Origin of the sequence: Secundilactobacillus yichangensis, assembly GCF_016861565.1 — a bacterium.
GTDB classification, from domain to species: domain Bacteria; phylum Bacillota; class Bacilli; order Lactobacillales; family Lactobacillaceae; genus Secundilactobacillus; species Secundilactobacillus yichangensis.
The window spans coordinates 1-15,073 of record NZ_BOLK01000008.1 but is presented as its reverse complement, the minus strand read 5'-3'; the positions used below and the strand labels follow the sequence as shown (position 1 = coordinate 15,073).

13 protein-coding genes are annotated in these 15,073 nt (G+C 39.9%); 11 read left to right on the top strand and 2 right to left on the bottom strand.

Annotated features, from left to right (window positions below; translation table 11 throughout):
• Positions 1-49: 49 nt before the first annotated feature.
• The gene (locus tag JUE95_RS12915; protein ID WP_235995345.1) at positions 50-2,137 is read left to right on the top strand and encodes an SHOCT domain-containing protein; all 2,088 of its coding nucleotides are present in this window, start codon (positions 50-52) and stop codon (positions 2,135-2,137) included.
• A 319-nt stretch (positions 2,138-2,456) separates the two neighbouring features.
• Here JUE95_RS12915 and JUE95_RS07510 read toward each other — a convergent pair whose 3' ends face one another.
• Positions 2,457-2,723, bottom strand: coding sequence for a type II toxin-antitoxin system HicB family antitoxin (locus JUE95_RS07510; RefSeq protein WP_203650382.1), 267 nt, complete (start codon positions 2,721-2,723; stop codon positions 2,457-2,459).
• Positions 2,724-2,900: 177 nt separating this feature from the next.
• On the opposite strand from JUE95_RS07510, the gene JUE95_RS07505 reads away from it, so the two are divergent.
• The 4 genes from JUE95_RS07505 to JUE95_RS07490 all read left to right on the top strand — a co-directional run bounded on the left by JUE95_RS07505 (position 2,901) and on the right by JUE95_RS07490 (position 5,318).
• Positions 2,901-3,107 carry a DUF1659 domain-containing protein gene (locus JUE95_RS07505; RefSeq protein WP_203650380.1) on the top strand — a complete coding sequence of 69 codons (207 nt, stop codon included), beginning with the start codon at positions 2,901-2,903 and terminating at the stop codon, positions 3,105-3,107.
• A gap of 26 nt (positions 3,108-3,133) precedes the next feature.
• Positions 3,134-3,367, top strand: a complete 234-nt coding sequence (locus tag JUE95_RS07500; RefSeq protein WP_203650379.1) for a DUF2922 domain-containing protein — start codon at positions 3,134-3,136, stop codon at positions 3,365-3,367.
• 767 nt (positions 3,368-4,134) lie between these two features.
• On the top strand, positions 4,135-4,653 hold the full coding sequence (locus tag JUE95_RS07495; protein WP_203650378.1) for a type II toxin-antitoxin system Phd/YefM family antitoxin: 519 nt from the start codon (positions 4,135-4,137) through the stop codon (positions 4,651-4,653).
• Between the two features lie 104 nt (positions 4,654-4,757).
• Positions 4,758-5,318 (top strand): hypothetical protein, encoded by a 561-nt coding sequence (locus JUE95_RS07490; RefSeq protein WP_203650377.1) that lies wholly within the window; start codon positions 4,758-4,760, stop codon positions 5,316-5,318.
• A gap of 46 nt (positions 5,319-5,364) precedes the next feature.
• Here JUE95_RS07490 and JUE95_RS07485 read toward each other — a convergent pair whose 3' ends face one another.
• The gene (locus tag JUE95_RS07485; RefSeq protein WP_203650376.1) at positions 5,365-6,264 is read right to left on the bottom strand and encodes a LysR family transcriptional regulator; all 900 of its coding nucleotides are present in this window, start codon (positions 6,262-6,264) and stop codon (positions 5,365-5,367) included.
• Between the two features lie 269 nt (positions 6,265-6,533).
• Here JUE95_RS07485 and JUE95_RS12840 point away from each other — a divergent pair, with 269 nt between their 5' ends.
• From JUE95_RS12840 to JUE95_RS07460, 6 genes are all read left to right on the top strand, one after another.
• Entirely contained in the window at positions 6,534-6,668 is a 135-nt protein-coding gene (locus JUE95_RS12840; RefSeq protein ID WP_268920917.1) for a hypothetical protein, read from the top strand.
• A gap of 472 nt (positions 6,669-7,140) precedes the next feature.
• Positions 7,141-8,568 (top strand): S-layer protein, encoded by a 1,428-nt coding sequence (locus tag JUE95_RS07480; protein ID WP_203650375.1) that lies wholly within the window; start codon positions 7,141-7,143, stop codon positions 8,566-8,568.
• 178 nt (positions 8,569-8,746) lie between these two features.
• Positions 8,747-9,457 (top strand): hypothetical protein, encoded by a 711-nt coding sequence (locus JUE95_RS07475; RefSeq protein WP_203650374.1) that lies wholly within the window; start codon positions 8,747-8,749, stop codon positions 9,455-9,457.
• Positions 9,458-9,745: 288 nt separating this feature from the next.
• Positions 9,746-11,143 (top strand): S-layer protein, encoded by a 1,398-nt coding sequence (locus JUE95_RS07470; RefSeq protein ID WP_203650373.1) that lies wholly within the window; start codon positions 9,746-9,748, stop codon positions 11,141-11,143.
• Positions 11,144-11,301: 158 nt separating this feature from the next.
• A complete protein-coding gene (locus JUE95_RS07465) occupies positions 11,302-13,188 on the top strand; it encodes a coiled-coil domain-containing protein (RefSeq protein WP_203650372.1) in 1,887 nt (628 codons plus the stop codon).
• 172 nt (positions 13,189-13,360) lie between these two features.
• Complete coding sequence (locus JUE95_RS07460; protein WP_203650370.1) at positions 13,361-14,593, top strand: S-layer protein; 1,233 nt, start codon at positions 13,361-13,363, stop codon at positions 14,591-14,593.
• Positions 14,594-15,073 lie beyond the last annotated feature (480 nt).

Sequence of the window (15,073 nt, the reverse complement as noted above, 5' to 3'; positions counted from 1 at the left end):
TTGTATAATTAAATAGTTCTCAACTAAATACTTCTTTGAAGGTGAAATAATGGGACTTGTTGCAATTTTAATTTTAATTGCGTACTACAGTTACAGGCATTATCAAAAAAATCAAGGTGATAAAAGTAATCAACAGACAACTACTCCAGAAAAAAAGGAAAATATAACAGGAAATGATTCAGTTAAGGATGATAGTAGTTCTGAAGTTAAACATGAATTAAATCCAGTAGGTCAGAGTGACATAGAAAAAATAGTTACAAAGATGATTAAACGTGTTGACTATTTTAAGCCAACTATGAGATTTCAAGATTTGGTTTGGTTAATAGAAACAACTGCTCAAGACCAAAAGGTAAGATTTAAAGATCGGTTTCAAATATCGGACATAATCGATAAGATTATTTATCATAAAATGTTAAATATCTTTAATGATGTGGGAAGCCCAAATTATGGAGAATTCTTAAAGCTATTTTCCTTATTGTCAGACCCTCAAATTAGTGATTACATTACATCATTTGGAACTGGTGATGATGAATCTTTTTCCCCAGTTTTTTATCAGAATATCGATTACTTTTTACTAAAAGCCTTAGGCGCAGACAATATCTGTGACGCACTGCAACAAGATGAATCAATTCCCACCCCAGTGTTGAAGGATAATGAACATCTTTATTGGGTTACAGACGTAGAAGTTTATGAAAGTAAAGCGGTGAGTCACTCGGTTGGATACAATGGGTACTCAGGAAGCTTTGCTGGCATGCATGCTGGATCGTATGATTATAAAAGAGAGAGTTATTCAGAAAAAACATTAACAATGTCTGGTAACCTTTATGTGACTGACAAACGTCTAATCGTCGAAGGTTGGGATGAAGTATACCAACGGGAAGCAACAAAAACTTGGAATCTTAGTTCTATCACTGATTACACAATTGAAACTGATGACAGTCTACAAATTCAAAGATCGGGTTCCCCCTTCTCACTTAAATTAGATGATATTATTGATCATGAGGCTGGAAAAATTGCATTGAAATCTTTAAATATAGTATTAGATGATCTTCTAAGGGGTTCCGAAAATGGATTTATTTGGGATGATTTTGGCTTACATTTGGGGAAACTAACATATGTGCCAAATTATGACAATAAACTCCAGGATCTCTATCCACAAATAATTTCCATATTTGATGGTCATATTGTGCTAGAAAATGATCCAATATTTAATGATACAGATGAAAAAATGTTTTTTAAAACTAATTCTTTGGAAGATTCAATGTACTTCCGTAAATTAATTTTAGGTGGTTCATTTGATGAATGGCTAAATAAATTAATAGATGTTATTCAGGCTCAGTTTAAATACTTGCATTTTGTTATTTTCTCAACAGATGATGATTTCGCTACAAAGTATGATTCTGCAGGTATTAAAATCATAGATGTTAATACTAATTATATCAATTTAATGTCCTTAATGGCTGGTGGCGATGGTCCAATAAATTTAACTCAATATTTTAGTGACTATAAAAACGCTAATCCTGTCTATAATAATAAGGGGCGTTTTTCGATCGACGGCCTAACTGACTCACAGGAACTATTAAAAGACAAACTTTTCCTTTATGAGTTTGAAGATTCGGGTTTTGAAACAACCTCTATTTGGTATACATTTCGAGATGCTGAATCAAAAACTTATTTTGACGAAAAAATGGCCTCTAAAAATGACAGCGAGATCTTCATTAATGACTTTGCGGCCGTTAATAATGTAATTATGAATTTTTGTTTTGGAAGTAATCATAAGGGTGTAGGGGGGCTCATTGATCTGGTTGCAGAGAATGAGCAAGAATTAGTATCTTCTTCTGAATTTTCCGACCAATCTGCTAAAATAGAAGATACATGCTTGCTGTTATTCAATTCGGAAGGAACATTCACCGGTGGTATTCTCTATAATGAACAATTAAAAGAAAAGTTTAATGCTAACAAAAAGGTAACAGCACAGAAAGATAGTGCGCCCGCTCAGAATCAACATAATAGTGTAAAGGAGTCTACTAATCTAGATAAATTTGAAGAAATAAAAAAGTACAAAGATTTATTAGATAACGGAATTATTAATCAGTCTGAATTTGATAAAAAAAAGCACGAACTACTGGGCTTATAGATATATGATGAAGACCACAGATTGATATAAACTTAACACAAGTACTTTTAAGTTGTCCGTGGGTTATACTTATAGACAGAATTCTGAATAATACATGTTAATATTAAGGTGTTAGTTCAGCTGCTTATATGTAAAAGCACCATAGAACAGTTAGTGATTCAACTGTTTTATGGTGCTTTTGATGTTAATTTTTTACATTGCTAAAACGTGTTCGGCGAAGCAGAGACTTGCATCTAAGATACAGCCAACAGAAATCCAAAACCGGGATTTCCGCCGCCTGTACCTTAGACTCCAGTCTCTAATCGCTTGTTTTCACACTCTATTTCTTATATTCATCCAAATCCAACACAATAAAACTAACCGTCTGTCCGGCCGTTCTCTTAAGCTCACCTGGTGTGCTTGGAACCGGTAATTCGTCGTTTGATTTTGCTAGTTTGTTGCCGACTGCTTCGGCTGCTTTTTGAGCAGCTTCATCGTTTGTTGTGCCCATTACTTTTACGCCGGGCACGTCCGGAACCGTGACCTGAACACGGTTGATCATTACTGTTGGGTCGAAGATTGCTGGATATACAAGCCGTTGAGCCATTAGAAAGCCTCCTGAATTTAAATCACAATTTGAATCAACTCCTCTATTCTACCGGAGATTGGCGCTGATTTCAAAATTTTCGCAAAATAGGGGTGACACTTTGGCCTGCTGATTTGTTTGTATAAGTGTAGGGCGTTGGCCAACACTTACAAAACTAACAACATTGGAGAGATTGATATGAATACCACTTGGAATAAAACCAACCTGACCCTGATTATGCTTGACGCTGAAGGCAAGAAGATTCGCTTCTCGTACAGCAACATTGTTGAAAAGCCTTCTGACGACCAAATTACCAAGTTCGCTGCGGTAATTGAGAAGTTAACCAACTTATCCTTCTCCACCGCTTCACTGACGACCACGGATGACAAGATTCAAGTTGCCTAAGCCACTCACCCAAAGGAGATTAGAACATGAATAGCGAAGAAAAAACAGCACTGCAATTACGTTTCAAAGGCACTGACGATAAGGTGCACACCTTTAGTTTTCCAAAGGCGGTTTCTGGTTTAACGACTGAAACAATTGCCGAAGCGATGAACACGATTGCGAGCCTTGGCCTCTTTGACCGCAAGGGGATTACCCTTTACGTCACAGCTGTCAGCGGCGCATACGTGAAAACCACGACGCAAGAACTTTACACGGCCTAACCGGTACCGCCCCCAATTTATTCTCTAATAAATGAACGGTCAGGGGGCGTTATTGATGACAAAGCACATGATGATTGCAACGCTGGTATTTTTCGCAGCGCTGCACCTGAAGAACACGGAACTGATCATGGTTGCATTAAGCATCTGGTCAATTCAATAAACGTCAGACTCAGCTGCCCGCCAACATTAGACGGACAGCTGTTTTTGTTTGCATAAATAACATAAAATTAGTAATCGTAAAAATAAATTTCACAAAATTAGGTTACATTAATAGCTTTAATTGAGTTTTCAGTCTACAATGAAAGAGGCTTTAACGATGCGTCGTTAGACCATCATTAACATGAACTGGACGGTTTTACCCATAAAAGGCCATTCAGGTTTAATCAATCCCCAACAATATATACATCAAGCACTGGGCGCAAAACCAAAAGCAGACGACGCCTATGCAGATGGCGATAGACAGTGCCAGTATTATGGGTATTCCCTTTTCGGGGAGTATAGGCAACTTGTCTTGCCAACGGCGAAAGCCGACATGCTGCGCAGGAAAGATCGCGTGGACATCAAAACGATGACACACTTTTCGGTTATGCGAGTTTCAGACCACCCCCTGGTGGCGCTGAGACTGTTACCCATCTAAGAGACCTTTGCTCTTATCTAGTTAAGGGGAAGGGCCTTTTTTATGTTGTCAGGTATTAGAAGTTAAAACTAAATCATAGTCCATCGCATAGTTAGCCTTGTAACGATTAAACGAAAACGAGGTTAACACGATGGACTTTTTTGATACCGCCGATTCACTTGCACCGATGTATCTCACATACTCTGGTTTGATTCGCCACGATGAACGAGAGGAACAGCCTTACCAGATGTACATGCCGGTTGTCGACCAAACCGTCGCCGGTAAATCAATCTATGATGTCTTGACCAGAGGACAGGAAATGATTGGGACATTGCTGATGGAGCGGGTCATGGATCACGAAGAGCTGCCAGAACCGGAAGAGATATTGCCATTAGGCGACGCGGATGAGATGGCGACTTTTATTAACGTGGAGCTGGACCGTTTTAAACATCTGATTGCACCAAAGAAAACGGTAATTTACCCGATGAGTGCGCTGAAACAGCCCAAACAGCTATTGTCGCAAGTGTACGATTTCCAGCCAGTATTCATTACCGAAGACGGTATTGGCCGCTACGTGGTCGTGAGCATGAAGGATTACGATATGTTTCAAAATACGATTGGCATGATGCTGGATAAGCAGGATATTGCGGATGCGTTAGATGATGTTTAGTCAGGCTACAAGTGTAATCAGTTGAAAACGGATCCAGTCTGCCATATTCTAAACACACAAGAGTAGAAGTTGTGTTCTCAGTTAAATATTTGGAGGGGATTCAAGTGGTAGAAAAGTACGTTGCGGAAATTAAACCGTTGAATGAAGAAGCAATTGGAACCAGCGCGCATGGTACAGCAACCTTTACCGTGGGCATTGATGCCATTCATATTGAAATTGAAATGTTTGATGTTCCGAAGAACATGCAGCATTGGGAACATTTCCATGGCTTTACTGATGGGGAAGATGCCCAACCAGCAACCATGGCACAGGATGTGAACCATGATGGGATAGTCGACTTGCCAGAAACGGAAGCTGTTTCCGGTACGACCATGGTGCCGTTTGATGCTGCGCCGCACGAAATGGATATCGCAAATGACACTTATCCGGTGTCGGATGATCAAGGACACTTCAAATACGTTAAGCATGTGTCACTGAATGCATTGAAGGCACAGTTTAAAGCAGTATTTGGCACGGATGCCTTGGATCTGGACAAGCGGGTCATCTATATTCACGGAGTGCCAGCGACGCTCAATCTGCCGGATACAGTGGGTGGAAACTTGAATGAGAAGTATGATAATCATGTGACGTTGCCGATTGCAACTGGCAAGATTGTAAAAGCATAATAAAATGCGAGCTTCCAAATTTGGAAGCTCGCATTTTTATTTGCTCTTAACTCCGCACCAACAGCGCCTCGGGATACTTCTTCCCCACAAACGCCTTAATTGTCTCAATCATTCTCTGTGTCGATGGTGCCTTCGCCTGCACCGCAGAGGTTGCCAGCCCGATTGACCGGTAGAAGGGGTGCTCGAACGGATAGACTGCCACGTCACCAATAATCTTTTGCAGCGCCAGTTCGGGCAGAATCCCTAATCCAAGGCCCGCTTCCACCATGGCGACGATGGATTGGTCATCAATGGAGAAATGAATCAAATTTGGCTGAATGCCATAGTAGTCCAACGCTGCTTTAGTATCACGGTCATAATCACCAGATTGCAGGATGAAGTCGCGGTCTTCCAGATCCTCATGGGTAACCGACTTTTTATTCTTAGGAACGAAGCCCTTGGGTGCCACACAGTAAATCTCATCTTTGACCAGCGTATCCACAATCAGGTTTTCACTTACTGGCATCACGGCGAAGCCTAAATCCAGTGTCCCATTCTTGACGTCTTGGACGATTTCGTTGAAGCCGGTCTGGCTCACTGAGATATCAATGTTGGGATACTGCTTTTTAAAGGACTGGATGATTGGCGGCAGCCAGTTGATACAGACGGATGAGAAGGCACCGATGCGGATTGAACCGGCGTTTAAGCCGTTGATATCGGCAGCTTCTTGTTCCAGCCGCGCTTGGCTGTTTAGAATCTCTTGGATAATGGGGAGGATGGTCCGACCGTTAGCGGTCAGCTCAGCGCCGGAACGGGAACGGATGAAGATAGGAAAGCCCAGTTCATTCTCCAACTGAGTAATTGAGTGACTGATGGCACTGGGCGTCACGTTTAGCTTTAGGGCAGCTTTTTGGAACGTGCCTTCTTGAATGACGGTACTGAAGACTTGGTAAGCAAAGGGAATCATGAACAGGAAACCTCCATATTATTGAAATCAAAGTTCATATGTATCAAACTAACAACACGGGTGAATTACTTTCATCTAAAAGTGAGTAACTTGAATGATACTAGTACTAATAAAGAGTATACCATTAAGTCGATGCAGTAAAGAACAGCGTTTTAATCAATGGTTGTTGAAGTACCAACCTATGTGGGCGCATTATCGTCGTTTGATATGTACGAACCTACCTATTAAAAAAGTCGAACTAGAAGACGACAGTATGAACACGGATCAGAGTGAAGAAAGCAGCTGACTTGGAAGTACCGAACATTACCGCACAGGCGATTAACCACTATCTAGCTGATAATAGTCTGGATGAACACATTGCTAGGCTTAATAAAGAGTATGCGGTGTGGATGCGGGACAATTAATTATAGAAGAAACGGGTCAAAAATTAAGAATTGAATAATCCATAAACGGGAATAAATGGTTGTCATAAATAAATTTGCCGGACTTTTAATTTTATTTTTTATATTAAAAGTCCGTCGAATTTGTTTTTAATTTAGACAATATTTGAACTTTGACCGAAATCTGTTTGTAATCTAGCTGTTACAAACTATAACGTTATAACAATGATATTATTCGCTGAAAGCAAGCCTATATGGGATTACATAGGAATTTCTTAATTTTTCAGTTTTGTGAAAATATTACAACCCCACTACAATTCAAGCAATTTTCTTGAAGCTCCCCGAAGTATGCGTTAGACTGCTTTATAGTGTTAAGCACGACTGCGCACTATTTAATTGTTGATGTCAGTAATCTTTTACTTAACATTCAACGGGATATTGTGTATACTGTTTATGCTTGATGAGTTACATAAATATATGTTTGGAGGAATTTCACATGCAATCTAGTTTAAAGAAGTCTCTTTATTTGGGCTTAGCTGCAGTTTCATTTGTTGCTGTTGCTGGCACAACTTCTGCTAACGCATCTGCAAAGTCATATGCAAAAGCTGGTTCATACAGCACATTGACTACACCAGCTGCATCACGTAACGTCAATTTAACAGGTACTAACGCTGTTTACACTAAGCCAGGTACTGTTAAGGGTGCAAAGCTTGTTGCTACTACAACAACTGCTGCAAAGCTTAACAAGTCAACCAACGGTTCAGCTAACTTCCGTGCTTACGGTGTTAAGACTACTGACCGCGGCTCAGTTTACTACAAGGTTGTTTCATTCGACGGCCAATACCGTGGATATGTTTACGGTGGTAAGAGTACCAGTGCATTTGCTGGTGGCTTAGTTTCTTATGCTACTACTAAGGATGCTACTGCTCCTAAGTCAACCGATGTTTACAACTTGAACCAAGGTACTACTAGCACAACTGCTAACACTTTGTTCTTCAAGGAACCAGCTTGGACTAACTACAAGGTTGGCCGTGCTAAGGTTGACGGTAAGGTATTAGCTTCTACTGATGCTTACAAGTCTGCTAAGTTCACCTTTAACAAGGCTGTTACCACTTCTCGCGAAGGCGACCTTTGGTACCAAATTGCTTCTGTTAACGGTTCAACTTCAAATGGCTTAGTTGGTGCATGGGTAAAGGCTTCTGCTGTTTCTAACTTTGCTAACCCAGCTAACGATAACAACAGCATTTACGTTAAGTACGTTGACAGCAATGCTAACGCCGTAGGTACTGCTACTTTCACTACTACTACTAATACCACTCGTAAGGGTGATACTGTAAATCCTACTGGCGATCTTGATGCTAAGGGTGAAACTTTAGCTAAATTCGTTGATAGCAGCGTTCCTGCTGGCTATGTTGTTACTGGTAACAACAATGCTAACAATTTGTTAACTAATACTGCTAAGTATGGTTCAACTATCGTTATCAACGTTCAAAAGGGCGCTGCATCAAAGGTTGCTTTACGTGCAGGCTATCTTGATGCTGGTGCTACCGCTCAAGGCGATTACGCATTAGGTCAATCAATTGCTGCTAGTGAAGTTTCATTACCAAATGGTGATCAAACTACACTTGCTGACTTATTGAAGGGTACCGATGGTCAAATTGGCTCTGAAAAATTAGGTAAGATCAACACAGCTCTTCAAACTGCATTTGGTACTACTGGCTTGAAGGGTACTAAGACTTACACTGATAACAAGGGTGTACAATACTACTACGTATTCAAGTATGGTAAGGGTGCTTCTGACAGCTTTGCTCTGGACAACCGTTTAGCTAACTACGGTCAAAACTTGACTGCTAGTGTTGGTGTATACAAGGTTACAGGTAACGCTGCTACTCCAACTACCAACTCCTCATCAGTATTTAACTAATATTTAGAAATAAATATTATTAATTACAAAATAGTTTTAAGAAACACGCTCGCATTCTTACGGGCGTGTTTCTTTTATACATAGTCAGTATTTTTCACAAGTGGATTACAGTGCGGTTATCCGGATAATTTTTTATGAATTTATGCATATTGCTTTTGAATCTGAAAGGTGTTTGGTAATGAAAGATGATATTATGAATAATGATATTGGTTTTATAAAGTTTATTGATGAACAGTATATTGATGATTACTTTGCTTTATCGGAATTATGGTTAGCAAATGTAGATAATTTTACAAGTAATGAAGAATTAAAAGCAGAGGACTTAATAAACGATAGGGATGAAGGACGTGCAGGTAATTTTTCGTCTAATATGCCCGCATTCATCACATGTTTTACGAAAATTCAGAAAACTGATTTTGACAGTTCTGGTAAATTAAATCATGATATGGTTGATTCTCTATTAAAAAGTGAAGTATCTCAGGGTAATAAGCGACCGTTTATTGTTATTTCAAAAAAGCATATGGATAATCTTATGTCACAGATTATTGCTTTTAATGCAGAGCCTCATTCTTTTCCAATTGAGCACAGTAATATTTTTGTAAGGGAGATTCGATACGTAGATGAGTATAATAAAATTTCAACATCTGCCGATCAAAGCTTTCGGGAGAACTGGAATGTAAATGCTTTAGCAGAGGTGATGTATTCAACTAAAGATATTAAATATCAAGCACAACATGAGTTAAGAATTGGGATAGTTTATGAAGTTGAAAAAACAGAAGGTTACTTACCTGGAAGAATGATTAAACTACCAGCAAAGGTAGAGCTTGCATCTTGCAAATTAAACAGCAATGATTTAGCTACCCTAGATGCATCATGTTTTTTTGATTAAAAATTTGTTAGCAACTAAAAAATAGGAAAAGATCAGTTATTATAGTTTCTTAATTAAGTGATTTGCTTGGTTGAAAGTGTTTACTTAAAATATAAGTGGAATCCTCATTATTTTTTGATCTTACTAAAAAATTTCAGAATTCCTAAAATTAATACATGTGTTTAACAATAGCGTTACGATTAAGCATCAAACTGTATCTCATTTCTGCATGGTGTTAATATGTATATAGCGTCAAGGCTTTATATTGGTGTTTAACATATTTTGTTTTGCAAAGGGGATAATTTATTTATGAAATCTAGTTTAAAGAAGTCTCTTTATTTGGGCTTAGCTGCAGTTTCATTTGCTGCCGTTGCAGGTACAACAAGCGCTAACGCTTCTGCTAAGACATATGCTACAGCCAGTGCATACAGCACTTTAACTGCACCTTCTACTTCACGTAACGTTAACTTAACCGGTGCCAACGCTATTTACACTAAGCCAGGTACTGTTAAGGGTGCTAAGCTTGTTGCTACTACAACAACTGCAAAGAAGCTTAACGCATCAACCAACGGTTCATCTAACTTCCGTGCTTACGGTGTTAAGACTACTAACCGCGGTTCAGTTTACTTCAAGGTTGTTTCATTCGACGGCCACTACCGTGGATATGTTTACGGTGGTAAGAGTACTAGTACCTTTGCTGGTGGTGTAACTTCATACGCTACTACTAAAGACGCTACTGCTCCTTCAGCAACAGCAACTTACACTTTAACTGCAGACACTAGTGCTACTTCGAACACCTTGTTCTACAAAGTACCAGCTTGGTCACAATACAAACTTGGCCGTGCTAGAGCAAATGGTACTGGCTCAATCATCTCTTCAACTGATACCTACAAGGGTGCTACACTTACCTTTAACAAAGCAGCCACTACTTCACGTGAAGGCGAAACTTGGTACCAAATCGCAAGTGCTACTTTAGCTAACGGTGCTAAGACTACTGATCTTAACGGTGCTTGGGTAAAGGCTTCAAACGTTTCTAACCCAAAGGCTGATCCTGCTGCCACTGCAGATAACAGTATCAAGATCACTTACCTTGACGCATCTAATAACAACGCTATTTCAGGTGCTGACAAGACATTCGTTTACGGTGGTTCTGATACCAAGTCTGGTAACTCATACACCACTCAAAAGAACAATGCTGGTCAAAGCTTGAGTGACTTCGCTAAAGCTGGCGTACCAAGTGGCTACACTGCAACTGCAGATCTTAGTTCAGCATTAACAAACGCTAAGTTTGGTGGTACTGTCTACGTTACTGTAAATAAAGCTGCTACTTCAAAGGTTTCATTATATGAAGGTACGACTAGTGGCACTACGAGTGTTGTACAACCATTCACGACATCAACCAGCAACAAGTTGGCCTTAACTCCAACACAGCAACAAGCATTGACTGGTAATGCTAACCAAGTCCTTTCTGGTACTGATTTAACTAACATCGCTGGGTTATTTAACGGCCAAGTTCTTTACTCAGCTACAAAGAACTCAAATAACCAGTATGACACATATACTGTAAATGCATCTGCAACTGCTAGTGCAAACAGTGGTGTGAAGTACGGTGATACTATTAAGTTAGTTCTTGTAAAGGGTGCAGCAGTTGATAGCTTACCTTCAACTACTCCAGCCGAACAAGCTAACTCTAATTTCTTAAACTAATTAATCTAATTGATTTTAGTTATTAAGATTAAAGGTCTATTCACTTTTGTGGGTAGATCTTTTTTTGACCTCCATCGATGTGACTTAAGAGGAAAGTAACTAATCTGTCCTTATCAATGGTAAAATATAGATAATTTGATTTACCAGGAGGTACAACAATGGGCTTACGAGATTTATTTCGAGGAAATTCAAATCAAGAATCCGATAAAACAAATGAAAAAAATGCTGAAAAAGAAGAAATTACACAAAGTGGAAATCTTAACAATCAAAGTGACAAACAGGAAAACGTTTCAAATATAACTGAAAGTAATCCTTCAGTAGTGACTTCTGTGTTAACTGCTAAGCAGAATCTGACTGAAATTGCGCAGCAGTATAATATTCGTCGAGAAACTTTGCAGGATCTACTGTTTGATCATCAAAAGGAAATTCAGACAGTAATTGATAAGCTCAATCAGGAAATTTCCGATGCGCAGAAGCAGGCTGATGATAGTGGCAGCCAGATTACTGATATTCAAAATAAAATGGAAGAGGCTAGCGAGGAAGCAGCGGCTCCTTTCGTTAAAAAACAAGCCGAATTAAATAGCCGAATCAAAGAAAATCAGGATAAAGCTGGTGGCTTAATCGACCAAGTGAAAGAGATTAATGCAGAACTTACTGGCTTGAATAATAAACAGCAACAACTGATCCAAGCTGAAACGGATATTTCTGCTAAGTTCAAAAGTGAAAAGGATCCGGCTGTTATCGTCACGCTAGCTGATCAATATCGTGATGACATTAAGAGTAATAAAGCTGAACGTGATGATAATGCAGCAACCATTCAGGCTGTAGATAAAAAACAGCAGGGATTGAAGGATCAACTGCAAGTGGTTCGTGATAAGTTAACAGCTGATCAAAAAGAACTCAGCGATGTTAATGAACAATTAGAAGAAGTTCAAAATAAAGTTGCTTCTGATGACGAAGAATTGTCGAAGGAACTTAATTCGTTGACTCAGAAGATGAATCAGAACCAAGCCCAGTTGAATGAACTTCAAGGTGAATTGGATAAGAAAAATTCAGAATTGGCTGAGGTTAACACTGACATCAACAAATGGATGGGTGTACCAGTTCCCGTTAAAGGTTTGGTATTAAACAGTGATTCTGAAATTATCTTAGATATGGATAATCTGACCGATGATCAGTATGAACAGATGAAGTTAGTCGTTAAAGTGATGATGAATCGCGGTATTGAACGAGTTGGGCTGTATACTAGTCAGTTCAAGTTAAACTTGACCAACCAGATTGCTACTTGGACCAATGATTTACAGGTTAAAGGTGGCGTTGTTTCGGTTTATAATCCCCTATATAGTTTGCAGCATCAAGGGCAGTTAGGTGCCAAATACCAGTTGCCTGATAACGCGGTGAGCGATGAGTGGAATGATGACCATACTGAGCGGACGATGACGTTAGAGAATGGCTGGACGCTTAAAGTACGTTATTATCCATCAAGCGAGAATGTGGCAGTTGTTGATTCTTATAAGGACGACAAACTGGCAGAGAGCAGCCAATTAACCACCGAAGGTCAACTAACCTCTAACCGCTTCTTCAACGATGACGGCACCAAAAATCGCGATGAATATTACAGTCAAAGTGGCCTTGGTGTACTGAACGTTCATTATGAAGATGACAAGCTCAGCCAAGTGGAATTGCTGAACGCTGTTGGGATGCAGGTTGAGGCTTTCGACACGATTGCTGACTTTACTGAATGGTGGGTTAAGAATAACTTCAACAAGTCCGGTTTCTTGGTGGGCTCCATTGAAAACGAGCAGTATCGGCGTATGCTGAGTCTCATGCAGGGTAACTCGATTGCGCTGGTGACTGACCCAGCTGTTGATAACGCTGACTTTAAGTCATGGGCGATCAACTTACCGCAACAGCAGTATCTGGTTGACAATTATGAGACTGAGATGAAATTAATTCGACAATTGAATCAGCCTTTGAACATTAGTTTATTGGATCCGCACAATCTGCCTGTTACCTTGGGGATTCCCTTTGCAGACGCTAAATAATTGAGTAAATGAGACGCGCTGTAAAAGCACGTCTCATTTTATGTTACGGATATTTCAAATTACTTAAGTCTTTCTAAATTAGATTTTGATTAAGCATGCCCGGTGCTACAATGGATGTAGCTAATCGGGGGATTAGCATTCGGCTTCGGCCAAAAAGGAGTGTATTTTTATAATGAAATCTAGTTTGAAAAAATCGCTATATGTTGGTTTAGCTGCTGTTTCCATGCTTGGTGCAGCCGGCTTAGCTAGCACGACTGCTAGTGCCAAATCTGGCGCTTACGTCACTAAGACGTCTTACTTCACCACGGCACCAGAATCTCGTAACGTGGTTCCTAACGGTACCCACGCTTTATATACTAAAGTAGGGACTTCTAGAGGTGCCCGTGTGGTTGCTTCTAAGTCAACTATGGGAAGATTAGCTAACTCAAACAGTTCTAACGATTACTTCCGTGCATACGCAATTGTGACGACTAACCGTGGTTCTGTTTACTACAAGATCGTTTCATTTGATGGCAAATACCGTGGCTGGATCTACGGCGGCAGAAGCACTACCCAATTCGGTGGTGGTATCGCAGCTGCACAAACCACTAAGACTGCTAGCATGCCTGCAACCACAACTGGTTACACGTTGACTAACCCATCAAAGTGGACCCTTTGGAACAACCCTAAGTACACGCAGTACAAGGCTTCTAAAGTAACTGGCTTTAAGTCTACTGACACCTTTACCATTACGGGTGCAGAAACTAAGACCCGTGAAGGCTGGGTATACTACCAAGTTAAGGATGATCAGAACCCATCGATCACTGGCTGGGTTTACAACCTAGGTGTTCAAGCACCGCAAGGCAACTCAGTAAAGATCAGCTACGTTGATAAGGCTACTGGCAAAGAAGTCGGTACTGGTTCCGTTCCATTTGATAAGAGCGCCTCATACACCAACGTAACGACCACTTCTAACTTGAACAGCATCGTTAACGGTGTGCCTTCAGGTTACGTCCCTTACGACAACAATAACGGCGGTTCAGCTTCCTTAGCTAACAAGGATAACGCCGCAATTGCTAAGAACGGCGACACAATCGTCTACTACGTTAAGGCTGCTGATACTAACACGACTAAGGCAATCAAAGTTGTCCTTGTTGATGGTAACAACAATGCTATTACACTGAAGGATAACGACCAAAAGGCTTTGGATGCTTCAGGTGCCAAGGCTGCCTTCCAAGTTAAGGCCGGTGAAACTATTTCCGCACAAGATGTTCAAAACATCCTTGCCGACGCCAACTTGACTGACTTGATCAGCAACTCTGGTTCTAGCTACCGGTTCGTCAGTGCATCTGACACCCCAACTACTGCCAGCGATAATGGCGCAACCATTAACGTTCGTGCAACTTACAAAGTTGTTGCTTACTAATATTTGAAGATTGATTGATAAAACGTCGCCTTCGGGTGGCGTTTTTCTTTTGCCATTTTTGAGATCAGCAGTGCATACCAAATGGAACACTTATCTATATATGTCTAAGAAATGAACACTATTTTTAGTAATTTTAAAAAATACAGTTTTATTTAAAATAATTTAAAATGTAATTGAAACTGTTTTCATTTTTGCAAAATGAGTTTATGTATCATCGCAGAAGGCTGTTAAGTCAACCTTAAGCACCGAAAAACCAAATATTACAGAATTTATCTGAAAACGGTTACATATACCTAACAGGAGTTTGCTGGCTATTGTATTCCCTAAACGCCGGTGCTATAGTCAATCTCGTTGCGTTGGTTATTGGGGGTCAATAATCAGCATGGGAACAATGATTCAATTTTCACAGTATCATGGTTTAGCAATTTTATGACAAACACGACTCTCTCTCGTGCGTAATCGTTTTGGAGAATTTTTAAG